This window comes from Allobosea sp. NPDC055332 (assembly GCF_053645455.1).
In genome coordinates this window covers 366,854-388,239 of record NZ_JBSHMO010000001.1, presented here as the reverse complement: position 1 = coordinate 388,239, position 21,386 = coordinate 366,854, and the positions used below count along the sequence as shown (strand labels likewise).

Here is a 21,386-nt window from a genome sequence, read left to right as displayed (position 1 = left end):
GACCTCCCTTCTCCCCTTGCGGGAGAAGGTGGCCCGAAGGGCCGGATGAGGGGTCGCAAAGGTCTACCCGTCATGCTCGCCCTTGTGGCGAGCATCCACGTCTTGAACACCGCATTGCCCGAAAGAAGACGTGGATGGTCGGGACAAGCCCGAGCATGACGATGAGGCGTCGCGAGACCCCTCACCCTAGCCCTCTCCCGCAAGGGGAGAGGGGACGGCGCGAGCCTCAAGCCACGCCGAGCTTCTTCTGCAGCGCAGTCGACGACGTCGTGTACTGGAAGGTCAGCCGCTTCTCCGGATAGACGTAGCGGTGAACCTTCTGGGCGGCGAGCGCCGCCTCGTGGAAGCCCGACAGGATCAGCTTCAGCTTGCCCGGATAGGTGTTGATGTCGCCGACGGCGAAGATGCCGGGCACATTGGTCTCGAACTTCTCGGTGTCGACCGGGATCAGGTTCTCATGAAGGTTCAGGCCCCAATCGGCGATCGGGCCGAGCTTCATCGTCAGGCCGAAGAAGGGCAGCATCGTCCCGCAGGCGATCTCGAACTCGGCCCCGGCATTGTCGCGGCAGATGGCGGCCTGCAGATCATTGCCTTCGCCCTTGAGGCTCATCACCTGGCCGAGCCTCAGATCCATCGCGCCGGAGGCGACGAGGGCGCGCATCTGCTCGACCGAATGGGGGGCGGCACGGAAATCGTCGCGCCGGTGCATCAGCGTCACCCGCTTGGCGATCGGCTGCAGGTTGAGCGTCCAGTCGAGCGCCGAATCGCCACCGCCGACGATCAGGATCTCGCGGTCGCGGAAGGTCTCCATCTTGCGCACGGCATAGTGCACGCCGCCGCCATCATGGCGGCCCTCATAGGCCTCGATGCCGGGGATCGGCGGCTTCTTGGGCTGGAACGAGCCGCCGCCGGCGGCGATCAGGATCGCCTTGGTCTCGAACACCGTGCCGGCATCGGTCTGCAGGCGGAAGCGTGGCGCCTCGGCTGAGCCGAGCACCTCGACCCGCTCGATCATCTGGTTGAGATGGAAGGTCGCGCCGAAAGGCTTGATCTGCTCGAGAAGGTTGTCGACCAGTCCCTGGCCGGTGACGAGCGGGAAGCCGGGAATGTCGTAGATCGGCTTCTCCGGATAGAGCTCGGCGCATTGCCCGCCGACTTTCGGCAGGATGTCGACGAGATGGGCCTTGATGTCGAGCAGGCCGAGCTCGAACACGGCGAACAGACCGCAAGGGCCGGCGCCGATGATCAAAACGTCGGTCTGGACGGTCTCGCCCTCGATGGCGGCGGCGATATTCATCGTTGTGGTTCCTGATGCGGCTTCAAGGGCCGCCGGTCACGCACCCGTTGCCGGAAATCCGCCGGCCTTGCAATGCGACATGGCGCAAGCCCGTGCCGCATACCAGGATGGTGCGGCTCAGCCGCCGGTTTCGGCCGTGAGGCCGGCAGCGGCGATCCCGGCGAGCGCCGCGGCCTCGTCATTATCGGAGGTGTCGCCGGAAATGCCGACGACGCCGATGAGGTTGCCTTCGGCATCGCGCACCAGCGCGCCGCCGGGCACCGGCACCACCGGCCCGCCGACCGAGAGCGCGACGCCGTTGATGAAGTGCGGGCGCTCCAGCGCCATCTTGTTGAGCGTGCGCGGGCCGACGCCGAGCGCGATCGCGCCATTAGCCTTGCCGAGCGCGATTTCGCCGCGCTTCAGGCTGGTTCCATCCTGGGCGAGGAAGAATTTCTGCGCGCCGCGCGCGTCGAGCACCGCGATGGCGAGCGGCTTCAGCCCGTTCTCACGGGCATATTTCAGCGCTCCGTCGATGATCATGCTGGCCTGTTCAAGAGTAAGTGCGGTCATGACTGGCCTTTCGCAGTGTCGACATCGCCAGCTTCCGTTCTGCCAGTGCCGGCGACGCGAGGGAAGGGCAGACGTCACGTTTCGTCTTGCAGTTGTCGCCCCGAGTGGGCTTCATGGGTTTCCCGTCTCGGGGCGTGTTCCGCAAGGTGACGCCACTTTTGCGACCAGAACATGCTCCAAGGCTGTGGAGCTGCGTGAAGCCCGATCGTTCGGCCAATCCTGGCGGGGCGGCCAGCGCGTTAGGAGAACATGCTATGGGTCTGTTCAGTTTCATCAAGGAAGCCGGCGCCAAGATTTTTGGGTCGAGCTCGGCCAATGCGGCGACGGCTGATCAGTTGCAGAAGGAACTGGCGGGCCACGGCCTGCCTTCTGACGTCAAGATCGACGTCTCGGGCGACAAGGTGAAGGTCTCGGGCAAGGCGCTGAGCACCGAGGAAGCCGAGAAGATCATTCTCGCGATCGGCAATACCGCCGGCGTCGGTTCGGTGGAATCGGAGCTGATCGTCAACAAGGAGGCGCCCGCCGCCGTGTTCTACACGGTGAAGAAGGGCGATACGCTCTGGAAGATCGCCGAGGAGCACTACGGCAAGGGCAAGGGCGCGAAATATACCGAGATCGTCAAGGCCAACACGCCGCCGGTCAAGGACCCCGACCTGATCCTGCCGGGCTGGGTTCTGCGCATTCCGCCGCTGGCCTGATCACGCCGGATCCGGTCAGGTGAACAGCCTGACCGGCTGATCCGTCTCTTACGATTTGGACGAGCCCGCCAACGGGAGTCGGCGGGCTTGCAAATTAGTTGCGAATGAAACTATCATAACCGAGAGACTGCTTGGAGGGCATTCGGGGCTGGTCGTGCCGAGCTCCACGCTGGAGTTCGAGGGCACGAGATCGGGAGATTGTCGCTTGCTGGGAGGCGAGGCGACGATCCGGCCTTTTTGTCCAAGCATTGTGCCGAAAAGTGAATTCCACTTTTCAGTTCAATGATCTAGGCGGTCTTCGTCGTTGGATGTCCGCGGCAGGGTGAACGAAACAACTTAAAAATCCCGGGGAGGGGACCTCATGACTTTCGATCGTCGCAGATTCCTGACGCTCGCCGGCTCGGCCGTGGCCGCGCCCGCCGTGCTGCGCGCCACGCGCGCCAATGCCCAGGAAGTGACTCTGCGCATGCATCACTTCCTGCCGCCGGTGGCGAACGGACATTCCAAGTTCCTGAAGCCCTGGGCCGACAAGGTCGGCGCCGAATCGAATGGCCGGATCAAGATCGACATCTTCCCGTCGATGCAGCTCGGTGGCACTCCGCCGCAGCTCTACGACCAGGCGCGCGACGGCGTCGTCGACATCGTCTGGACCCTGCCCGGCAATACGCCCGGCCGCTTCACCGGCATCGAGGCGTTCGAGCTGCCCTTCGTGCCGAACAAGCGGGCGCTGGTGAACTCGCTGGCGCTGACCGACTATGCCAGCGAGCACCTCAAGGACGAGTTCAAGGACATCCATCCGATCTGCTTCTGGGCACATGATCACGGGCTGATCCACGCCAACAAGCCGGTGAAGACGATGGAGGACCTGAAGGGTCTGAAGCTGCGCTTCCCGACCCGGCTCGCCGGCGAGGCGCTGCGCGCGCTTGGCGCCAACGCCATCGGCATGCCGATCCCGCAGGTCCCGGAATCGCTGGCGCAGCGCGTTATCGACGGCTGCGTCGTGCCCTGGGAGGTTGTGCCCTCGATCAAGGTGCAGGAACTGGTCAAGAACCACACCGAGATCCCGGGCTCGCCGACCTTCTATGTCGCGACCTTCGTGCTGGCGATGAACAAGGCCAAGTACGAGGGGCTGGCGCCCGACCTCAAGGCGATCATCGACAAGAACTCGGGCGCCGCCGCCTCAGCTATGGCCGGCAAGGTCTGGGACGAGCAGGCTGTCGTCGTCTCCGAGATGGTCAAGAAGCGCGGCAACTCCATCGTCACGATCGAGCAGGCCGAGGCGGATCGCTGGCACAAGGCGACGGCGCCGGTGATCGACGGCTGGCTCAAGACCGCCAAGGACAAGGGCCTCGACGGCGAGAAGCTGCTCGCTGCCGCCCGCGCCGCCCTCGCCAAGCACCAGAACGCCGCCTGAGCCCGCAATGACCGACAGGGCAGGGGAAGAAAGGCCGCCATCGCGCATCGACGCGGTGGCGGAGATGGTCGCGCTCATCGGTGGGGCACTGCTGATCGCGGTCGCGACGATGGTCGTCGTCAGCGTGACCTTGCGCAGCGATCTCGTCGGCGCGGCCGGCGTGCCCGGCGATTTCGAGCTGGTACAGATGGCGACCGCGGTCGCCGCCTTCTGCTTCCTGCCGCTCTGTCAGTTGAAGCGCGGCAACATCTTCGTCGACACCTTCACCCTGAAGCTGCCGCAGCGCTGGCGTGACGGGCTCGATGCGCTCTGGGACGTGGTCTATGGCCTCGCCATGGCGCTGATCGCCTGGCGGCTCGGCGTCGGTGCGCGCTCGGCGCTCGCCAGCGGCGAGAACACCATGGTGCTGCAGCTGCCGGCCTATCTGCCGATCGCGATTTGCGCGGTGCTCGCCGGCTTCGTCGCGCTCGCCGCCTTCGTCAGCGCCAGCCGCCTCGTGAGGCAGCCCCGATGAGCGGCTTCTCCCTCGCGATCACCGGCTTTGCCGTCATGCTGGCGCTGATGGCGCTGCGCCTGCCGATCGGCCTCGCTATGCTGGTCGTCGGCAGCGCCGGCTATATCCAGCTCAACGGGCTCGAGCCCTTCCTGAACTATATCCGCACCACGCCCTACCAGATCTTCGCCAACTACACGCTCTCGGTGATCCCGCTCTTCGTGCTGATGGGCGCCTTCGCCGAGCGCTCCGGGCTGGCGGGGGACCTGTTCAAGGCGGCCTCGGCCTTCGTCGGCCATCGCCGCGGGGGGCTCGGCATGGCGATGATCGGCGCCTGCACCGGTTTCGGCGCGATCTGCGGCTCCTCGGTCGCGACCACCGCGACCTTCGCCCGCGCCGCGCTGCCGCAATTGCGCAGCTATCGCTACGATCCCGGCTTCGCCTGCGGCGTCACCGCGGTCGGCGGCACGCTCGGCATCCTGATCCCGCCCTCGGTCATCCTTGTCGTCTATGCGATCTCGACCGAGCAGAACATCGCCAAGCTGTTCCAGGCGGCGCTGATCCCCGGCCTGATGGCGGCGACGTTCTACTGCATCACCATCTGGATCATGTCGCGGCTCGACGGCACGCTGGCGCCCGCTCATGAGCGCACGCCGTGGCGCGAGCGCTGGCCGCTGCTGCTCGGCGTCATCCCGGCTATGGCGGTCGCGGTGATCGTGGTCGGCGGCATCTATGGCGGCGTCTTCACCCCGACGGAAGGCGCGTCCGTCGGTGCCTTCATCATGCTGGCGATCGGCCTGTTCCGGCGCACGCTCGGCTTCGACGGGGTCAAGCAGGCGATCCTGCAGACGGCCGAGACCTCGGCGATGATCTTCGCCATCCTGCTCGGCGCCGAGGTGTTCAACGCCTTCCTGGCGCTGACGCAGGTCCCGACCGCGGCGGCGGAGATGATCGCGGCCTCCGGCTGGGCGCCCTATACCGTGCTGGTCGGCCTCCTGCTGTTCTACATCGTGCTCGGCGGCGTGATGGACGAGCTCGCCATGATCCTGCTGACTTTGCCGGTGTTCTTCCCGATCGTGACGGCGCTGGATTTCGGCATGCCGACCGACGACATCGCGATCTGGTTCGGCATTCTCGTGCTGATCGTGGTCGGCATCGGCATGACCTGCCCGCCGATCGGGCTCAACGTCTTCGTCGTCGCCTCGCTGGCGCGCGACGTGCCGGTGACGCGGATCTATCGTGGCGTGCTGCCATTCGTTGCCTCCGACGTGATCAGGCTCGGCATCTGCGTGGCATTTCCGGCGCTCAGCCTCTATCTGGTGAAGCTCCTGAACTGAGCGACATCTCAAGAGCGACAGCATGATCGTACACGACCTCGACATCGACGCCGTCAAGGCGGGGCTCGCCGACGGCTCGATCCTCATCGTCGATGTGCGCGAGCCGCACGAGTTTGCGGCAGGGCGCATCCCCGGCTCCGTGTCACGGCCGCTCTCGCAGTTCGATCCGGCCGACCTGCCGAACGAGCCCGGCAAGCGCGTCGTGCTCTCCTGCGCCGCCGGCGTGCGCTCGCTGCGGGCGCTCGAATTCGCGCAGGCCGTCGGGCTCGACATCGACAGCCACTATATCGGCGGCTTCAAGGACTGGGCCATGCGCGGCGAGCCGGTCGAGCGCTGAGTATCCATCCGCGACGCCGTGATGGCGGTCAGCGACTGGCGTTTTTCTGCGCTTCGGTGCTCACGTACTGTGAGTACGCTCAGCTCCGATGCTCGAAAAACACCAGTCTCGCCACGCCCTGACGGCGTCCGAACGGATACTGAGGCATCGCCTTCCGGTTGCGGTTCGCGGCGCCAGCGCCGATAACGGGGCGCGGCCCCAGATCCGGCCGCGGTCGACCATAGGTGTCCTGATGAAGGCCTCCCGCCTGCTGAGCCTTACCCTCGCAGCCCTGCTCTGTTCCGTGTCCGCAGCCCCGCTCGCCTTCGCGCAGGCCGCTCCGCAGACTGCAGCGAAGAAGCCGGCGCAGGATCCCGAGCTGCAGGCGGCGATCGCCAAGTCGAATGCCTATACCTCGCTCTCCAACCGGACGATCCGGGCGATCGAATCCTGGGATCGCTACAAGAGCTGGGTCGACATGAAGAAGGGCCCGACCGGCAAGGAGCGCTACATCTCCTACGGGCTCTACAGCCTCTATGACGTCAAGGACGAGATCGCCAAGGCCGAGGCGGCCGCCGGCCAGCCGCCGGCGCAAGCGGATCTGGATAGCGCGGTGAAGCGCTACATCGCCGCCTATCAGGAGCTGGCGCCGCTGATCACCCGGGCCGAGCGCTATTACGAGCGCAAGGACTACCGCGACGACAACGCCGCCGAGGGCCGCGAGCTGCACGCCAAGATGGTGCCGGCGGCGGAAGCCTTCCTGCGCGAGCGGACCGTCTTCAGCAATCAGCTCAACGGCTACAAGAAGGGCATCGACGCACGCGAGCTCGCGGCGATCGAGGCGAGCGAGGGCCGCCTTGCCCGCTGGCAGCTGCGGAACATCATGATCAATGCGCGCGCCGTGATGGACGTGATGCCGAGCAATGAGAGCCCGATCGTCGATCTCGCCGCCTTCGATACGGCGCTCGCCGGCTATTCCGGCGCGATCAAGGAGATGGACCGGTTCAAGGACAGCAACCCGTCCGGCGTGCCGATGATCGATTCCTCGGCCAGCTCCTGGCTCGGCAATCTGCGCGATTTCCGCGAGAAGCTCGGCAAGTCGAAGGGCGATGTCCGCAAGGGCGCGGCCAATGACGCCAACCGCATCGTCTCCAGCTATAATATGATGGTGACGATGTCCGACAGCGCCGCGCGCATGATCCGCTAGAGACCGTTTGCCGGCCGGGTTGATTTAGCCCGGGCGGATCGGCTCTAGTTCAAGACCCAACTGCTTGCATCCCGTGCATCCCGGCCCCCGCATATGGGCTGGGGTGACGGCGCGGCGATCCTGCGCCAGTCTTTCTCATTCGAGTGATCCGAAGGAAGTTTGCCGATGCGTCCGATGAAGTTCGGAATGGGCCAGCCGGTGCGGCGGGTCGAGGATCAGCGCCTGACCACCGGCACTGGCCGCTACACCGACGACACCGCCGTCGAGGGCGCGCTGCATGCCTATGTGCTGCGCTCGCCGCATGCGCATGCGACATTCAAGATCGTCGACAAGCAGGCCGCGCTGAAGCGCAAGGGCGTCAAGCTGATCCTGACCGGCGAGGACGTCGCCCATCTCGGCGACATCCCCTGCAAGGGGCTGATCAAGGAGATCTCCGGCAAGAGCGTGAAGCCGAACTCGGTGCCGGTTCTGCCGACGGACACGGTGCGCCATGTCGGCGAAGCCATCGCCTTCATCGTCGCCGAGACGCTCGACCAGGCCCGTGACGCCGCCGAGGCGATCGAGATCGAGTTCGAGACGCTGCCCTCGATCACCGGCATCGCCGAGGCGCTCGAGAGCGGAGCGCCGCAGGTCTGGTCGGATCGCGACGGCAACGTCGCCTTCGAGGCGGAGCAGGGCAATGCCAAGAAGACCGAAGAGGCCTTCGCCAAGGCCGACCGGGTCATCTCGGTCACCGTCGTCAACAACCGCCTCGCCTCCAACTACATGGAGACGCGCGCCTGCATCGCCGAATACGACAAGGCGACCAAGCGCTGGACCCTGACGCATGGCAGCCAGGGCAGCCATGGCACGCGCGACATCCTCGCCAGCTATATCCTCAAGGTCGATCCCTCCCGCATCCGGGTGATCACCCCCGATGTCGGCGGCGGTTTCGGCACCAAGATCTTCATGTACCGCGAATATCCGTTGACCATGGTCGCGGCCGAGAAGTTGAAGCGGCCGGTGCGCTGGGTCGCCGACCGCACCGAGCACTTCCTCGCCGACACTCATGGCCGCGCCAACCTGACCACCGCGACGATGGCGCTCGACAAGCGCGGCAAGTTCATCGGCCTCAAGGTCGATCTTGCCGCCGATATGGGCGCCTATCTCTCGCAATATGGGCCCTTCATCCCCTGGGTCGGCACGACGATGACCCCGGGCTGCTACAACATCCCGGCAGTGCATGTGCGCTTCCGCGGCGTCTTCACCCATACGACGCCGGTCGATGCCTATCGCGGCGCCGGGCGGCCCGAGGCGGCCTATCTGATCGAGCGGCTGGTCGATGCGATCGCGCGCGAGACCGGCAAGACGCCGGATGCAGTCAGGGCTCTCAACTTCGTCAAGCCGAGCGAGATGCCGCACAAGACGCAGACCGGCCCGGTTTACGATTCCGGGGAGTTCGAGGGCCATATGCGCCGCGCCATGGAGGTGGCGGACTGGAAGGGCTTCAAGAGCCGTCTGAAGACCTCGCAGAAGGCCGGCAAGATCCGTGGCATCGGGCTCGCCTGCTATATCGAGGCCTGCGGCGGCGGCGGGCCGGAGAGCTCGACCGTGATCCTGGAGAAGGACGGCACGGTCACCGTGCTGATCGGCACCCAGTCGAACGGGCAGGGGCACGAGACCGCCTATTCGCAGCTCGTCGCCCAGCATCTCGACATCCCGCTCGACCGCATCAAGGTCGTCCAGGGCGATACCGACCGGATCGCGACCGGCTCGGGCACCGGCGGCTCGCGCTCGATCCCCGTCGGCGGCGCGGCGCTCAATGCGGCGACCGGCATCCTCGCCGACAATCTGAAAAGCCTTGCTTCGGAGGCGCTCGAAGCCGCTCCGGGCGACCTCGAGATCGTCGATGGTGCCGTGCGCATCGTCGGCACCGACAAGACGCTCGATCTCAAGGCGATCGCCAACCTGCCCGGCGCCAAGGCCGAGCAGCTCAGCGTCCATCAGAGCTGGACGCCGCCGGAGGCGACCTATCCGAACGGCACCCATGTGGTGGAGCTGGAGGTCGATCCGGCCACGGGCGGCACCGAGATCCAGAACTATGTCGTGGTCGACGATTTCGGCGTGACGCTGAACCCGATCATGCTGCAGGGGCAGGTCCATGGCGGAGCGGCCCAGGGCATTGGCCAGGCGCTGATGGAGGAGATCCGCTTCGACTCGTCCGGCCAGATGCTGACCGCGACCTTCATGGACTACGCCCTGCCGCGCGCGATCGACATCCCGAACTTCCATTTCGAGACGCGCAACGTGCCTTGCGTGACGAATGCGATCGGGGTGAAGGGCGCGGGCGAGGCCGGCGCGATCGGCGCCTGCCCGGCGGTGATGAACGCTCTGGTCGATGCGCTGAACCGCGCCGCCGGCGTCACGGCGATCGACATGCCGGCGACTCCGGCCAAGGTGTTCGCGACGCTGAGGACCGCGGGGTATCCGCTCTGACGCAAGGGTCTCATTGCGTTTTTGCAATGAGTTTCACGACAATGCGACTTGGCGCTGTCGTGTGCCTGCGTTGATCTGGAAGAGTTCAAAACAGCGCCCGTTCCGGCGCTGCCTTCCGGAGGATTCCCACGCATGCTTCGCACTGCTTTCGTCGCCCTCGGTCTCGCCGTCGGCGTCTCTGCCGTTCTGGCCCAGGCCGACCCGATCTCCGAGCGGCGCGACACGATGAAGGCCGTCGGCGCCGCGACGCGCGATGGCGCGGCGATGGCCAAGGGCGAGGCACCCTTCGACGCCGCGAAGGCGCAGGCGGTGTTCAAGACCTATGGCGACGCCGCCAAGAAGATGCCGGGCTTCTATCCGGAGAGCGCCAAGACCGGCGGCGAGACCACGGCTGCGCCGAAGATCTGGGAGGACCAGGCCGGCTTCAAGGCCGCCTTCGCCAAGTTCGAGGCGGATGCCGCCAAGGGCGCGGCCGCGACCGATCTCGCCGGCTTCCGTACGGCCTTCGGCGACGCCACCAAGAACTGCGGCGGCTGCCACGAGACCTACCGCATCAAGAAGTGACGGCGGCTGACGCTGCCGGATTTCACTTGCAGATTTGACCTGATCGAAGGAGCGGGCTTCCTTGGTGGAGGCCCGCTCCATTCGTGTCTGCGGTGTCAGGGGCGAACCCTGTCGCGATACGAGCGTTGTTTGCCGGGGACAACCGAATGAGGAACCGATGCGCCGCCTGCTGATCACGCTTCTGGTCTTCATCGCGCTCGGCATCGCCGGCTTCTTCGTCCTCACCGATCCGCGCGTGGTCTCGCCGGGCCCGGAGGTCGGCACGCTGCCGGCGCCCGATGTCGAGAACGGCAAGCTCCTGTTCGCCGCCGGCGGCTGCGCCTCCTGCCATGCGACGCCCGGCCAGGACGACAAGACCAGGCTCGGCGGCGGGCTGGTGCTGGAGTCCCCCTTCGGCAAGTTCCACGTGCCGAACATCTCGCCGCATACGCGCGACGGCATCGGCAATTGGGGCACGGCCGACTTCATCCAGGCGATGACCGCCGGCGTCTCGCCCTCGGGCCAGCATTACTACGCGGCCTTTCCCTACACCTCCTACCGGCTGATGCCGGCCAAGGCGGTGGCCGATCTCCTCGCCTATATCCGCACGCTGCCTTCGGTGGAGGGCAAGGCGCCCGGCCATGAGCTCGGCTTCCCCTTCAACATCCGCCGCGCCGTCGGTGGCTGGAAGCTGCTGTTCTTCGACGGGACGCCGTTCAAGGCCGACCCCAGTAAGAGCGATGAATGGAATCGCGGCGCTTATCTGGTGAACGGGCCGGGGCATTGCGCTGAGTGCCATTCCAGCCGCAACCAGCTCGGCGCCATCGTCCAGGCGACGCGTTTCGCCGGCGGGCCCGACCCTGAAGGCAAGGGCTGGGTGCCGAACATCACCCAGGCCGAGGATGGCCTCGGCAAATGGTCGAAGGCCGAGATCGCCGAACTGCTCAAGACCGGCTTCACGCCGGGCTTCGACAATGTCGGCGGCTCGATGGCGGCGGTGGTGCGCAATATGGCGCAACTATCGGATGCCGACAGGCTGGCGATGGCGGAGTATTTGAAGTCGCTGCCGGCGGTGAAGGGGCCGTCGCGGCCGCAGAAGGCGGCCGGCGGGTAGGCTGACAAGTAAGAGGGAAGGGCTCGCGGGCGAACCCTCAGTCCATGACCGCCGCTTTGAGGATGCAGACCATCAGGGCGGTGCCCGGCTGGTCGCCGATGCAGCGGACGACGTGCTGGCGGTCGCAGCGATAGCGCAGGGTCTCGCCGGCCTTGGCGCGCTGGGTTATGCCGCCGACCTCGACCTCGAACTCGCCGGCGCTGACCGAGAGCGATTCGATCGAGCCGCGCTGATGGCCTTCCGAATCGAGTTCGCCGCCCGGCTCGGCGCTGACCTCGTACCATTGCAGCCATTCGACGGTCTTGATCCAGCCGATGATGGCGAGGCGCAGTTTGCCGTCTTCGGAGACCAGGATCGGCGTGTCGGGCCGGGCGATCTTCTCGATGAAGGCCTCTTCCTCATTGGTCGAGAGCACGCGCTCGATCGAGACGTCGAGCGCCTGCGACAGCCGCCAGATCGTCGCCAGTGTCGGATTGGTCTCGTTGCGCTCGATCTGGCTGATGATCGACTTGGCGACACCGGACTGCTCGGCCAGCTCCGAGAGCGAGAGGTTATAGGCCTTGCGCAGCCGCTGGATCGTCTTGCCGAGCTGGCCCGAGATCACCTGCGCGCCTGATTCCAGCTCGCGCCCGCCACGTTCCCTGGTTTCGATGCCCATTGCGCTCTTGCCTGCCGTCGTCTCTAGCCCGGCCAGGATTTTGCCGTTTGGGAAAGAGAACGATTGTTTGTCCTAGCGGACAATGCCTCGGATCGCTCCAAGCGGCAAGTCGAGGGCGTCAGACGGAACGGGACGGGCCGGCCTCGCGCGTCTCTTTCTTGAGCAGGCCGAGCTGCTGCTCGCGCAGGATGACGTAGATGCCCGAGGCGATCACGATCAACGAGCCGATGAGCACGGCGAGGACCGGCCATTCGCCGAAGACGAACCAGCCGAGCGCAGTCGCCCAGATCATCGTCGAGTACTCGAACGGCGCGATCAGCGAGGCATCGCCATAGCGATAGGCCTGGACCAGCAGCATCTGGCCGAGGCCGCCGAGCACGCCGATGGTGACGAGCAGGGCGAAGTCCTTCAGGTCGGGCACGGTCCAGCCGAGCGCGAGCGTCAAGAGGCCGAGCAGCGAGGTCAGCGACATGAAGTAGAAGACGATGGCGCCGGTCTTCTCGGTATGGGTCAGGAGCCGGACCTCGACCGAGGCGAAGGCGGAGCAGAAGGCGCCGGCGAGCGCGAGCAGCGCACCGATGGCGGGTCCGCCCGAGAGGCCATGCCCGAAGGCCTGCGCACCCATATGCGGCGAGAGCATCAGGAGCACGCCGAGGAAGCCGACGGCGACGGCGGTCCAGCGATAGATGCGCACGCGCTCCTTCAGGATCAGTGCCGCCAGCACCACGACGATCAATGGCGCGGCATAGCCGATCGCGACCGCGTCCGAGAGCGGCAGCAGGTGCAGGGCGGCGAAGCCGAGGAACATGCCGGTCGAGCCGATGACGCCGCGCTTGAGATGGCCGCGCAGATTGCTCGTCTTCAGCGCTTCGGGGAATTCGTGGCGCCAGGCCAGCCAGATGATCAGCGGGATCAGCGCGAAGAACGAGCGGAAGAAGACGAGCTCGCCGGTGGGATAGCGCGAAGCCAGCGTCTTGATGCCGGCCGACATCAGCGTGAACGATAGGGCCGAAAGCAGCTTGAGGCTGATGCCGAGGAGCGGTGACAAGAGAACAGGTCGGGCACGAGGAATGGAAGTCTTGTGCAAGACGTCCGTTCCTTAGACCACGAGCAGGGAGCCGTTCCAAGCACCGATCTTGCAAATCGGACCGGCGCGATGCGGGACGCTGTCGAAGCGGGGGTCAGGCGAAGCGATATTCGAGGATCTCGTCGCCGCGATCGTCGAAGCTGCCGGTCGAGCGCCAGCCGAGGTGCCGGTAGAAGCCATAGGAGCGAACGGCAGGGTCGGACGAGCAGCTCAGGAACAGTCTGGCGAGTCCGAACTCGTTGAAGTCCGCGACGACAAGGTTCAGCAGCGTCCTGCCAACGCCCTGGCCTTCATGCTCCGGCAGCAGCGCCAGCACGGCGATCTCGCCGGTCTCGCGCTCGCCGAAGCAATAGCCGACGATTCTGCCGTCTTCGGTCGCGACATGGCCGGGCAGGCTGCCGTCGGCGATGGCAGCGCGCCAACTCTCGAGCGTGACGCCCGCTTCGGCGAGGCGCTCGACCGAGAAGGCGTTCTCTCGCGTCCTGCCGCGCAGGACGACGCAGGCTGGCGTGTCCTCGGGAATGGCTCGGCGATAGGCGATCGTCATCGGTCTCAGTTTGGCTCTGGGGGGTGAAAGCCGGGGCGCCCTGAGGCGTCCCGGCCAGCCTGTTGTCAGAAGTTCGTCCGGAACGAGCCGCCGTCGATCAGGAAGTTCTGGCCGGTGATGTAGCCGGCATGGGCGCTGGAAATGAAGGCGCAGAGCTTGCCGAACTCGTCGGGCGTGCCCAAGCGCCCGGCCGGGACGGCCGCGAGGCGCCGCTTCGTCGCTTCCTCGATGCTGATGCCCTGCATCTCGGCGACCTTGTTGGTCGCGGTCTTGATGCGGTCCGTATCGAACACGCCGGGCAGGATGTTGTTGATGGTGACGTTGGCATGGGCGATCTCGCGAGCCACGCCAGCGAGGAAGGCGGTGAGGCCGGCGCGGGCGGCGGAGGAGACGTCGAGCCCGGTCAGCGGGGTGAGCACGCTCGCCGAGGTGATGTTGACGATGCGGCCGAAGCGCCGCTCGATCATGCCGTCGACGACGCGCTGCACCAGCTCGAGCGGGGTCGCCATGTTCTGCGCCACGCCTTCGAGCAGTCCCTCGCGCGTCACCTCGCGGAACGGCTTGGGCGGCGGGCCGCCATTGTTGTTGACGAGGATGTCGGGGTTGGGTGCGGCGGCGAGCAGCGCATCCTGCCCAGCCTTGGTCGCGACGTCGGCGACGACGGCGATCACGGTCGCGCCAGTGCTGGCCCGAATCGCAGCGGCGGTCTCCTCCAGCGTCTTGGCGTCGCGGCCGTTGACGACGACGGTGCAGCCCGCCTCGGCCAGCGCCTGGGCGCAGCCTCGGCCCAGTCCCTTGCTGGAGGCGCAAACGATGGCCGTGCGGCCGGCGATACCCAGATCCATTGTCGTCTCCCGGAAAGGTCCGTTCCTGTGCCGGCAGGCAAAGCACGGTTTTCCCGCCGCGTCATCAAAGCGTAGTGCAAATCAGACACACGCCGGAGGCATCGCAACAGGACGGGTCGGCGGGTATGAGCGACGACAGCGACGCCAAGCAGGTTCGCAGCATCTTCATCTCGGACCTGCATCTCGGCACGCGCGGAGCCCAGGCGGATCTCGTGCTGGAGTTCCTGCGTGCCTATGACGCGCCGACGATCTATCTGGTCGGCGACATCATCGACGGCTGGCGGCTGAAGAGCGGCTGGTACTTCCCGCAATCCCACAATGACGTGGTGCAGAAGCTGCTGCGCAAGGTGCGCAAGGGCTCCAAGCTGATCTACGTTACCGGCAATCACGACGACTTCCTGCGCGATTATACCGGCCTGCAGTTCGGCGGCATCACGCTGGTCGACGACATCGTCCACGAGACCGCCGACGGCAAGCGCATGCTCGTCATCCATGGCGACCTGTTCGATCTCGTCGTGCGCAACGCCAAATGGCTCGCGCTGCTCGGCGACTGGGCCTACACGATCGCGCTCGTGCTCAATCACGGCATCAACAAGGTCCGCCGCGTCCTTCGCCTGCCGCATTGGTCGCTCTCGGCCTGGGCCAAGCACAAGGTCAAGAACGCCGTGAACTATATCGGCGAGTTCGAGCAGTGCCTCGCCGACGAGGCGCGCCGGCACAAGGCCGACGGCGTGATCTGCGGCCACATCCACCATGCCGCCCAGCGCGACATCGACGGGCTGACCTATATCAACACCGGTGACTGGGTCGAAAGCTGCACGGCGGTGGTCGAGCACGACGATGGCCGCTTCGAGATCGTGCGCTGGCCACAGCACCGGCTGAGGGGCGAGAAGCCGGCTCTGCCGGCTCCGACGACGGCCCGCCCTGCGCCAGTGCCGAGCCTCGTCGAGGCGGCGTGATGCGCGTCCTGATCGCGACGGACGCCTGGCGCCCGCAGATCAACGGCGTGGTGCGCTCGCTGGAGCGGATGGTCGAGGCGGCGCCGGAATTCGGCGTCACCCCGCAGATGCTGACGCCGGAAGGCTTCTGGCAGGTCGGCCTGCCGTCTTATCCCGACATCCGCATCGCCCTGGCGACGCGCCGGCACATCGCCAAACGCATCGCCGAGTTCGGCCCCGACCATATCCATATCGCGACGGAAGGGCCGATCGGCTGGCTGACGCGGGCCGTCTGCCTCGCCCAGAAGCGGACCTTCACCACGAGCTACCACACCCGCTTCCCGCAATATGTCGCGGCGCGCTGGCCGATCCCCGAGAGCTGGAGCTATCGTTTCCTGCGCCGCTTTCACGGACCGGCAGCCGGCGTGATGGTTTCGACCGCCACGGTCGAGGCGGAGCTGCACGCCCATGGCTTCGAGCGCATATTGCGATGGGGGCGCGGCGTCGATCTCTCGCTGTTCCATCCGCGGACCGAGAGCGTGCTCGACCTGCCGCGGCCGATCTTCCTCAGCGTCGGCCGGGTTGCGGTCGAGAAGAACCTCGAGGCCTTCCTGTCGCTGCGGCTGCCCGGCAGCAAGGTCGTGGTCGGTGACGGGCCGGCCCGTGCCGACCTCAAGCGCGCCTTCCCCGAGGCGCATTTCCTTGGCGCGCGCGAGGGCGAGGAGCTGGCGGCGATCTATGCCTCCTCCGACGTCTTCGTCTTCCCGAGCCTGACCGACACCTTCGGCATCGTGCTGCTGGAGGCGGCGGCGAGCGGGCTGCCCGTCGCGGCCTTCCCGGTGCAGGGGCCGAGCGACGTCTTCGCCGGCAGCGAGGCGGCGGTGCTGCACGAGGATCTACGCCAGGCCGCGCTCTCGGCCCTGCGACTGCCGCGCCAGGCCGGGCTCGAACTCGCCCAGCGTCACAGCTGGCACAGCAGTGCCGAGCAGTTCTACGGCCACATGCGTCGCGCGATGCAGGCAGCAGCCGCAGGCAAGGCGGTACGGCCCGAATTGGCGCCGGCTTCGACGACGCTATCCGTAAGGCTGGAGCCGGCGGAGCGGAAGGAATTCGCCTAGAATTCGGGTCAGGCGCGCGGTGTCACAGCCGCCGTGACCGCTTATGCCGCGGCAGTGCCGGCTGCGGCGCGCTCGCCGGCTTGAGCTCGCTGCGGAAGTCGTCGCGGCGCTGGTGGACTGAGGCGATGACGAGGCCCATCGGCACGCCGAGGCCGACCAGCGCCGCTTCCGACAATTGCAGGCTGGCCTCGATCGTCTCCGGCACGGCGTCGTTGACGCCAAGCTCGTAGAGATGCCGCGCATGCTTGGCGTCGCGAGCACGAGCGACGATGATGAGGTCCTGCCGCACGCCGCGCGCCGCCGCGACGATCTCGTCGACGGCACGGGGATTGTCGATGGTGACGATCAGCGCGGTCGCCTCCTCGAGGCCGCAGAGCCGCAGGAAATCCGTTTTCGTGGCGTTGCCGTAGAAGGCGGGGCGGCCGGCGCGGCGCTGCGCCGCGATCAAGGTCGCGTCGGCATCGACGGTGATATGCGGGACGCGGTGCTGCTCGAGCATTTCGCTGACCAGCCGGCCGACGCGGCCGAGGCCGACGACGATGGCGCGCGGGGCGTGGTCGTCCGGCGGCAGGATGTTCGCTTCGTCAGGAAGTTTCACTGCCGGGGCGAGGCGGGCGGAAAGCGCGCGCGCCAGGCGAGCGGCGAGCGGCAGCAGGATCATGCTGAGGGAGACGCCGGCAAGCACCAGCGAGGCCGCACTCTGGTCGACCAGCTTGGCGGCGACCGAGGCGGTCAGCAGCACGAAGGCGAACTCGCCGCCCGGGCCGACCATGATCGCGGTTTCCAATGCGGTCGGAACGGACAGCTTGAAGTAGCGGGCGAGCAGGAAGGTGATCGCGACCTTGGCGAGGAAGAGGCCTATGGCAATGCTGAAGATCGGCATCGGCTGGGCCGCCAGCGCCGCCGGGTTCACGCTCATGCCGACAGTCAGGAAGAAGACGCCGATCAGCAGCGATTTGAACGGCTCGATCGTCACCTCGATGGCGCGGCGATACTCGGTCTCGGCCAGCAGCAGCCCGGCGATGAAGGCGCCGAGGCCCATGGAAAGGCCCGCCGCGGCTGCGATCAACCCGGTGCCGAGGGCAACCAGCAGGGTCGCGGCCATGAAGCTCTCGGAGGAATCGGTCGAGGCGACCAGACGGAAGAGCGGGCGCATGGCGAGGCGCCCGATCACGGTGATGGCGGCGATCGCCGCGACCGCCTGCAGCAGCGCCTGGGTCAGGCTGAGCAGCAGTGAGCCGTTCTCCTGTGTACCGAGCACACTGACCAGGAAGAGCAGCGGGATGACCGCAAGATCCTGGCAGAGCAGGATCGCGAAGCTCGACCGACCGACCGATGAGGTCATGCGGCGATGGGCCGAGAGCAGCTCGACTACCATCGCTGTCGAGGAGAGGGCGAGCGCGGTGCCGATCAGCAGCGCCGCCGGTGCTGGCTGCCCGAAGCCATAGGCGATGGCGCCGATCGCGGCGGCGCAGAATGCGACCTGGCCGAGGCCGAGCCCGAAGACCAGCCGGCGCATGGTCATCAGGCGCTCATAGGAGAGCTCCAGCCCGATGACGAAGAGCAGGAAGGCGACGCCGAGCTCGGCCGGGCCCGCGAGCGCATCGGCATTCGAGACGGTGACGGCACTGAGATAGGGGATCTGGGCAACCAGGCCGCCGAGGCCATAGGGGCCGAGGACGGCGCCGCAGGCCATGAAAGCGACGACGGAATTGACGCGGAAGCGCTTGGCGAAGGGCACGATCACGCCGGCCGTGGCGAGCACGACCATGGCGTCGCGATAGGCGGAAGGATCAATCGTCCCGGCCACGTCACCCTCGAAGAATCAAGCGAAGCTGCTGATCTCAGAGCTTTGCTTGGCAAAGCCTTGCAACACAAACCAAAACTCGTGCCGGGCTGACGAAAACTTGCCCCGCCGCTGGCCGACCTCTAAGCACATGCCATTCGCGGCGGCAGCATGGCCGCGGAGCAGCCATATGAAGGGCCTCGCATGCGCTTTACCGGCACCGCCTCCTACGTCGCCACCGAGGACCTGACGGTCGCGGTCAATGCAGCGATCCGGCTGGAGCGGCCGCTCCTCGTCAAGGGCGAACCCGGCACCGGCAAGACCGTGCTGGCCGAGGAGATCGCCGCGGCGCTCGGCGCGCCGCTGCTGACCTGGCACGTCAAGTCGACCACCAAGGCGCAGCAGGGCCTTTATGAATACGATGCGGTCAGCCGCCTGCGCGACAGCCAGCTCGGCGACGCGCGCGTCTCCGACATCGCCAACTACATCAAGCGCGGCAAGCTCTGGGAAGCCTTCGTCTCGCCGGTACGCCCGGTGCTGCTGATCGACGAGATCGACAAGGCCGATATCGAGTTCCCGAACGATCTCCTGCTCGAGCTCGACCGCATGGAGTTCCATGTCTACGAGACCGGCGAGACGATCAAAGCGGCGCAGCGGCCGGTGATGATCATCACCTCGAACAACGAGAAGGAGTTGCCGGACGCTTTCCTGCGCCGCTGCTTCTTCCATTACATCCGCTTCCCCGACGCCGAGACGATGCAGAGGATCGTCGAGGTCCACTTCCCCGGCATCAAGAAGCGGCTGATGGAGGAGGCGCTGCGCCTGTTCTTCGAGGTGCGCGAGGTGCCCGGTATCAAGAAGAAGCCCTCGACCTCCGAACTGCTCGACTGGCTGAAGCTGCTCGTCGCTGATGATATCGGCCCCGAGGTGCTGCGCGAGCGCGACCCGCGCAAGCTGATCCCGCCGCTGCACGGCGCTTTGCTCAAGAACGAGCAGGACGTCTCGCTATTCGAGAAGCTCGCCTTCATGGCGCGGCGGGAGAGCCGCTGAGCTTCACCCCCGGCACCGCGTCGCAAGGCGGGATCGCCGTGGCCAAGTCGACCTTGGGGTCGATCTCGCGGACGGCCTCCTTCAGGTCGAAATCGCGCAGCAGCAGGACGTAGTCCTGCGTCTCCGACGTTCTGAGATAGCCGGTCATCGTGATCGGCTTGCCCGAGAGTTCGCCCAGCCGGCAGGCCTTGTCGGCGCCGAGCGCCAGGCTGCCACGATTGCCGCTGTTCTGCGGCCCGGCGAACATTTCCTCGCGGAAAGCACCGAGCCGCGCAGCGTCGCTCGGGCTCAGTCTGAACACGGTAAAGCGGCGCCCCGGTGAAGCCATGGCCGGCAGCTTCGCCAGCTCGACCGCGTCGCGCACCTCTTCCAGCACGACCTTGCGTTCATGGCGGCCGCCATCCTTCGGGAGAGCGACGAGCGTCATGGTGACGCCGCCGGGCAGCGTGCGGATATCAGCCGGCAGGCTGATGCCGGCGCGCAATTGCGCGAGATCCGTGGTCTTCATGTCGATCTTCGAGAGCTTCGGCAGCGAGGTCAGCGGCACGTGGCCGCAGCCGGCGAGAAGGCCGCAAACCAGGACAGTAGTGGGCAGGGCAGTGCGCATCGAGCTTTCCATTGTAATGGCTTTGACATTTAGAAATTCATCTCTTAGTTTAATTTTGTCAATCACGGAGTGAAGCGATATGACATCCCTTGCAAGCCCGGCTCAGGGGCGGCCCGCCATGGTGAGGCTGCGCCGCGTGAGTACGGTGGCACGCATCCTGTGCGTCGCCGCGGCGGCGTTGATGGCTTTCGGCGCGGTCTGGCTCTGGCACGACCCCGAGCAGCTTGTCGCCTATGCCCGTACGATCGGGGTGAGTGCGCCGATCGGCCCGCTCTCGGAGCGTGGCTACTGGAGCGCGCTGACGATCGGCCTCGTGCCCGCCGGCCTTTTCGTCGCGGCGATGCTGCGGCTCGCCAGCCTGTTCGGCCGGTTCGGCCGCGGCCAGGTACTCGAAGAGGAGAACGCACAGCGGCTGACGCGCGTCGGCTGGCTCCTGATCGCGATGGGTGTGGCGACGCCGCTGACGCGAGGCCTGCAGAGCGTGGCGCTGACCTTCGACAACCCGTCAGGCCAGAAGCAACTGGCGATCACGCTCGATCCGGGGATGTTCGGCGCGCTGGCGGCCGGGGCCGCGCTAGTCGCCTTCGGCCTCGTCCTGCGCGAGGCGGTCCGTCTGGCGGACGAGAATAAGAGCTTCGTGTAGGCGCCAGGTGATGCCGGGTGGGCTTCGCTTCCAAGGCCAGGCTGCCGCGGTTCATGTGTGGGTTCAATTTTGTCAGTTTTGGAGCCTGTTTCCATGAGCGCCATTGCGGTCGACACCCCTCAAACGCGCCTCCGCCGCCGGATCGGCTGGCTCTGCCACCTCACACGCTGGGCGGCCCTGGCCTATGCCGCCTGGATCCTGGTTGTCGTCCTGCAGGTCTGGGGGGAGGAGGGCCGTGCCGCGAGCATCTATGGCGCTTGGCTGAAAGCGGACCTCTCCGGCATGCAGAACTGGCAGCGCGTCGCCGGGCTGGGGCTCAGCCTCGCAATCTGGTCGCTGACGGCGATCACCTGCTATGGCGTCTGGCGGCTGTTCACGGGCTATCTCGCGGGCAGCATCTTCACGCGCGAGGCGGCGCTCTGGCTGCGCCGGATCGCCCTGTTCGGTCTTTGCGCGCAGGGGGCCGATATCCTCGTGCGGCCGTTGGTGTCGATGATCGTCTCGGCGCATCTTCCGGCCGGGCATCGCCTGGTCGGCATCGCCCTTAACCCGCAGGATCTGCTGACCCTGCTGTTTCTGCTCGGCTTTCTGGCACTAGGGCACGTCTTCACGGCGGCGACAGAAATTGCCGACGAAAACGCCCAGTTCGTATAAGGCAGCG

General features: G+C 66.5%; 22 protein-coding genes. 14 read left to right on the top strand and 8 right to left on the bottom strand.

Going from position 1 to position 21,386, the window contains the following annotated elements; genetic code table 11:
• Nucleotides 1–226: 226 nt before the first annotated feature.
• Together ACWIGM_RS02000 and ACWIGM_RS01995 are read right to left on the bottom strand one after the other, a co-directional pair.
• On the bottom strand, nt 227–1,297 hold the full coding sequence (locus ACWIGM_RS02000; RefSeq protein WP_454024254.1) for an NAD(P)/FAD-dependent oxidoreductase: 1,071 nt from the start codon (nt 1,295–1,297) through the stop codon (nt 227–229).
• Between the two features lie 117 nt (nt 1,298–1,414).
• The gene (locus ACWIGM_RS01995; RefSeq protein ID WP_454024253.1) at nt 1,415–1,849 is read right to left on the bottom strand and encodes a GlcG/HbpS family heme-binding protein; all 435 of its coding nucleotides are present in this window, start codon (nt 1,847–1,849) and stop codon (nt 1,415–1,417) included.
• A 254-nt stretch (nt 1,850–2,103) separates the two neighbouring features.
• Between ACWIGM_RS01995 and lysM the strand changes: the two genes are divergently transcribed.
• From lysM to ACWIGM_RS01950, 9 genes are all read left to right on the top strand, one after another.
• Complete coding sequence (lysM, locus tag ACWIGM_RS01990; protein WP_454024252.1) at nt 2,104–2,547, top strand: peptidoglycan-binding protein LysM; 444 nt, start codon at nt 2,104–2,106, stop codon at nt 2,545–2,547.
• 361 nt (nt 2,548–2,908) lie between these two features.
• Nucleotides 2,909–3,961, top strand: coding sequence for a TRAP transporter substrate-binding protein (locus ACWIGM_RS01985; RefSeq protein WP_454024251.1), 1,053 nt, complete (start codon nt 2,909–2,911; stop codon nt 3,959–3,961).
• A 7-nt stretch (nt 3,962–3,968) separates the two neighbouring features.
• A complete protein-coding gene (locus ACWIGM_RS01980; RefSeq protein ID WP_454024250.1) occupies nt 3,969–4,475 on the top strand; it encodes a TRAP transporter small permease in 507 nt (168 codons plus the stop codon).
• The gene (locus ACWIGM_RS01975) at nt 4,472–5,791 is read left to right on the top strand and encodes a TRAP transporter large permease (RefSeq protein WP_454024249.1); all 1,320 of its coding nucleotides are present in this window, start codon (nt 4,472–4,474) and stop codon (nt 5,789–5,791) included. Before ACWIGM_RS01980 ends, ACWIGM_RS01975 begins: the two co-directional genes overlap by 4 nt.
• A 22-nt stretch (nt 5,792–5,813) precedes the next feature.
• Nucleotides 5,814–6,128, top strand: a complete 315-nt coding sequence (locus tag ACWIGM_RS01970) for a rhodanese-like domain-containing protein (RefSeq protein WP_454024248.1) — start codon at nt 5,814–5,816, stop codon at nt 6,126–6,128.
• Nucleotides 6,129–6,360: 232 nt separating this feature from the next.
• A complete protein-coding gene (locus ACWIGM_RS01965) occupies nt 6,361–7,314 on the top strand; it encodes a YiiG family protein (protein ID WP_454024247.1) in 954 nt (317 codons plus the stop codon).
• A 165-nt stretch (nt 7,315–7,479) separates the two neighbouring features.
• Nucleotides 7,480–9,789, top strand: a complete 2,310-nt coding sequence (locus ACWIGM_RS01960; RefSeq protein ID WP_454024246.1) for a xanthine dehydrogenase family protein molybdopterin-binding subunit — start codon at nt 7,480–7,482, stop codon at nt 9,787–9,789.
• Nucleotides 9,790–9,921: 132 nt separating this feature from the next.
• On the top strand, nt 9,922–10,353 hold the full coding sequence (locus tag ACWIGM_RS01955) for a c-type cytochrome (protein WP_454024245.1): 432 nt from the start codon (nt 9,922–9,924) through the stop codon (nt 10,351–10,353).
• Nucleotides 10,354–10,510: 157 nt separating this feature from the next.
• Complete coding sequence (locus tag ACWIGM_RS01950) at nt 10,511–11,446, top strand: c-type cytochrome (protein WP_454024244.1); 936 nt, start codon at nt 10,511–10,513, stop codon at nt 11,444–11,446.
• Between the two features lie 37 nt (nt 11,447–11,483).
• Here ACWIGM_RS01950 and ACWIGM_RS01945 read toward each other — a convergent pair whose 3' ends face one another.
• The 4 genes from ACWIGM_RS01945 to ACWIGM_RS01930 form a co-directional block, all read right to left on the bottom strand.
• Nucleotides 11,484–12,104: a helix-turn-helix domain-containing protein gene (locus ACWIGM_RS01945; protein ID WP_427364281.1), complete on the bottom strand. Its 621-nt coding sequence runs from the start codon at nt 12,102–12,104 to the stop codon at nt 11,484–11,486.
• Between the two features lie 118 nt (nt 12,105–12,222).
• The gene (locus tag ACWIGM_RS01940) at nt 12,223–13,152 is read right to left on the bottom strand and encodes a DMT family transporter (RefSeq protein ID WP_454024243.1); all 930 of its coding nucleotides are present in this window, start codon (nt 13,150–13,152) and stop codon (nt 12,223–12,225) included.
• Nucleotides 13,153–13,285: 133 nt separating this feature from the next.
• A complete protein-coding gene (locus ACWIGM_RS01935) occupies nt 13,286–13,738 on the bottom strand; it encodes a GNAT family N-acetyltransferase (protein ID WP_454024242.1) in 453 nt (150 codons plus the stop codon).
• Between the two features lie 65 nt (nt 13,739–13,803).
• Nucleotides 13,804–14,583, bottom strand: a complete 780-nt coding sequence (locus ACWIGM_RS01930; protein ID WP_454024241.1) for an SDR family oxidoreductase — start codon at nt 14,581–14,583, stop codon at nt 13,804–13,806.
• 125 nt (nt 14,584–14,708) lie between these two features.
• Between ACWIGM_RS01930 and ACWIGM_RS01925 the strand changes: the two genes are divergently transcribed.
• Nucleotides 14,709–15,542: a UDP-2,3-diacylglucosamine diphosphatase gene (locus ACWIGM_RS01925; protein WP_454024240.1), complete on the top strand. Its 834-nt coding sequence runs from the start codon at nt 14,709–14,711 to the stop codon at nt 15,540–15,542.
• Complete coding sequence (locus ACWIGM_RS01920) at nt 15,542–16,639, top strand: glycosyltransferase family 4 protein (protein ID WP_454024239.1); 1,098 nt, start codon at nt 15,542–15,544, stop codon at nt 16,637–16,639. The genes ACWIGM_RS01925 and ACWIGM_RS01920 overlap by 1 nt, the downstream gene beginning before the upstream one ends.
• Nucleotides 16,640–16,661: 22 nt before the next feature.
• On the opposite strand, the gene ACWIGM_RS01915 is transcribed toward ACWIGM_RS01920, so the two are convergent.
• Nucleotides 16,662–18,449, bottom strand: coding sequence for a cation:proton antiporter domain-containing protein (locus ACWIGM_RS01915; RefSeq protein ID WP_454024238.1), 1,788 nt, complete (start codon nt 18,447–18,449; stop codon nt 16,662–16,664).
• A 180-nt stretch (nt 18,450–18,629) separates the two neighbouring features.
• On the opposite strand from ACWIGM_RS01915, the gene ACWIGM_RS01910 reads away from it, so the two are divergent.
• A complete protein-coding gene (locus tag ACWIGM_RS01910; RefSeq protein WP_454024237.1) occupies nt 18,630–19,475 on the top strand; it encodes an AAA family ATPase in 846 nt (281 codons plus the stop codon).
• On the opposite strand, the gene ACWIGM_RS01905 is transcribed toward ACWIGM_RS01910, so the two are convergent.
• Nucleotides 19,450–20,082, bottom strand: coding sequence for a hypothetical protein (locus tag ACWIGM_RS01905; RefSeq protein WP_454024236.1), 633 nt, complete (start codon nt 20,080–20,082; stop codon nt 19,450–19,452). The two genes, ACWIGM_RS01910 and ACWIGM_RS01905, sit on opposite strands and share 26 nt — an antisense overlap.
• Before the next feature lie 79 nt (nt 20,083–20,161).
• Here ACWIGM_RS01905 and ACWIGM_RS01900 point away from each other — a divergent pair, with 79 nt between their 5' ends.
• Entirely contained in the window at nt 20,162–20,725 is a 564-nt protein-coding gene (locus ACWIGM_RS01900) for a DUF2975 domain-containing protein (RefSeq protein WP_454024235.1), read from the top strand.
• A 93-nt stretch (nt 20,726–20,818) separates the two neighbouring features.
• Nucleotides 20,819–21,379, top strand: coding sequence for a DUF2975 domain-containing protein (locus ACWIGM_RS01895; protein WP_454024234.1), 561 nt, complete (start codon nt 20,819–20,821; stop codon nt 21,377–21,379).
• Nucleotides 21,380–21,386 lie beyond the last annotated feature (7 nt).

What these genes read in the sequence shown, in the direction of transcription:
- lysM (WP_454024252.1), top strand. Translation starts at nt 2,104, where the DNA reads ATGGGTCTGTTCAGTTTCATCAAGGAAGCCGGCGCCAAGATTTTTGGG.
- ACWIGM_RS01920 (WP_454024239.1), top strand. Translation starts at nt 15,542, where the DNA reads ATGCGCGTCCTGATCGCGACGGACGCCTGGCGCCCGCAGATCAACGGC.
- ACWIGM_RS01950 (WP_454024244.1), top strand. Translation starts at nt 10,511, where the DNA reads ATGCGCCGCCTGCTGATCACGCTTCTGGTCTTCATCGCGCTCGGCATC.
- ACWIGM_RS01960 (WP_454024246.1), top strand. Translation starts at nt 7,480, where the DNA reads ATGCGTCCGATGAAGTTCGGAATGGGCCAGCCGGTGCGGCGGGTCGAG.
- ACWIGM_RS01910 (WP_454024237.1), top strand. Translation starts at nt 18,630, where the DNA reads ATGCGCTTTACCGGCACCGCCTCCTACGTCGCCACCGAGGACCTGACG.
- ACWIGM_RS01905 (WP_454024236.1), bottom strand. Translation starts at nt 20,082, where the DNA reads ATGCGCACTGCCCTGCCCACTACTGTCCTGGTTTGCGGCCTTCTCGCC.
- ACWIGM_RS01970 (WP_454024248.1), top strand. Translation starts at nt 5,814, where the DNA reads ATGATCGTACACGACCTCGACATCGACGCCGTCAAGGCGGGGCTCGCC.
- ACWIGM_RS01895 (WP_454024234.1), top strand. Translation starts at nt 20,819, where the DNA reads ATGAGCGCCATTGCGGTCGACACCCCTCAAACGCGCCTCCGCCGCCGG.
- ACWIGM_RS01985 (WP_454024251.1), top strand. Translation starts at nt 2,909, where the DNA reads ATGACTTTCGATCGTCGCAGATTCCTGACGCTCGCCGGCTCGGCCGTG.
- ACWIGM_RS01980 (WP_454024250.1), top strand. Translation starts at nt 3,969, where the DNA reads ATGACCGACAGGGCAGGGGAAGAAAGGCCGCCATCGCGCATCGACGCG.
- ACWIGM_RS01930 (WP_454024241.1), bottom strand. Translation starts at nt 14,583, where the DNA reads ATGGATCTGGGTATCGCCGGCCGCACGGCCATCGTTTGCGCCTCCAGC.
- ACWIGM_RS02000 (WP_454024254.1), bottom strand. Translation starts at nt 1,297, where the DNA reads ATGAATATCGCCGCCGCCATCGAGGGCGAGACCGTCCAGACCGACGTT.
- ACWIGM_RS01935 (WP_454024242.1), bottom strand. Translation starts at nt 13,738, where the DNA reads ATGACGATCGCCTATCGCCGAGCCATTCCCGAGGACACGCCAGCCTGC.
- ACWIGM_RS01955 (WP_454024245.1), top strand. Translation starts at nt 9,922, where the DNA reads ATGCTTCGCACTGCTTTCGTCGCCCTCGGTCTCGCCGTCGGCGTCTCT.
- ACWIGM_RS01995 (WP_454024253.1), bottom strand. Translation starts at nt 1,849, where the DNA reads ATGACCGCACTTACTCTTGAACAGGCCAGCATGATCATCGACGGAGCG.
- ACWIGM_RS01925 (WP_454024240.1), top strand. Translation starts at nt 14,709, where the DNA reads ATGAGCGACGACAGCGACGCCAAGCAGGTTCGCAGCATCTTCATCTCG.
- ACWIGM_RS01900 (WP_454024235.1), top strand. Translation starts at nt 20,162, where the DNA reads ATGACATCCCTTGCAAGCCCGGCTCAGGGGCGGCCCGCCATGGTGAGG.
- ACWIGM_RS01975 (WP_454024249.1), top strand. Translation starts at nt 4,472, where the DNA reads ATGAGCGGCTTCTCCCTCGCGATCACCGGCTTTGCCGTCATGCTGGCG.
- ACWIGM_RS01965 (WP_454024247.1), top strand. Translation starts at nt 6,361, where the DNA reads ATGAAGGCCTCCCGCCTGCTGAGCCTTACCCTCGCAGCCCTGCTCTGT.
- ACWIGM_RS01945 (WP_427364281.1), bottom strand. Translation starts at nt 12,104, where the DNA reads ATGGGCATCGAAACCAGGGAACGTGGCGGGCGCGAGCTGGAATCAGGC.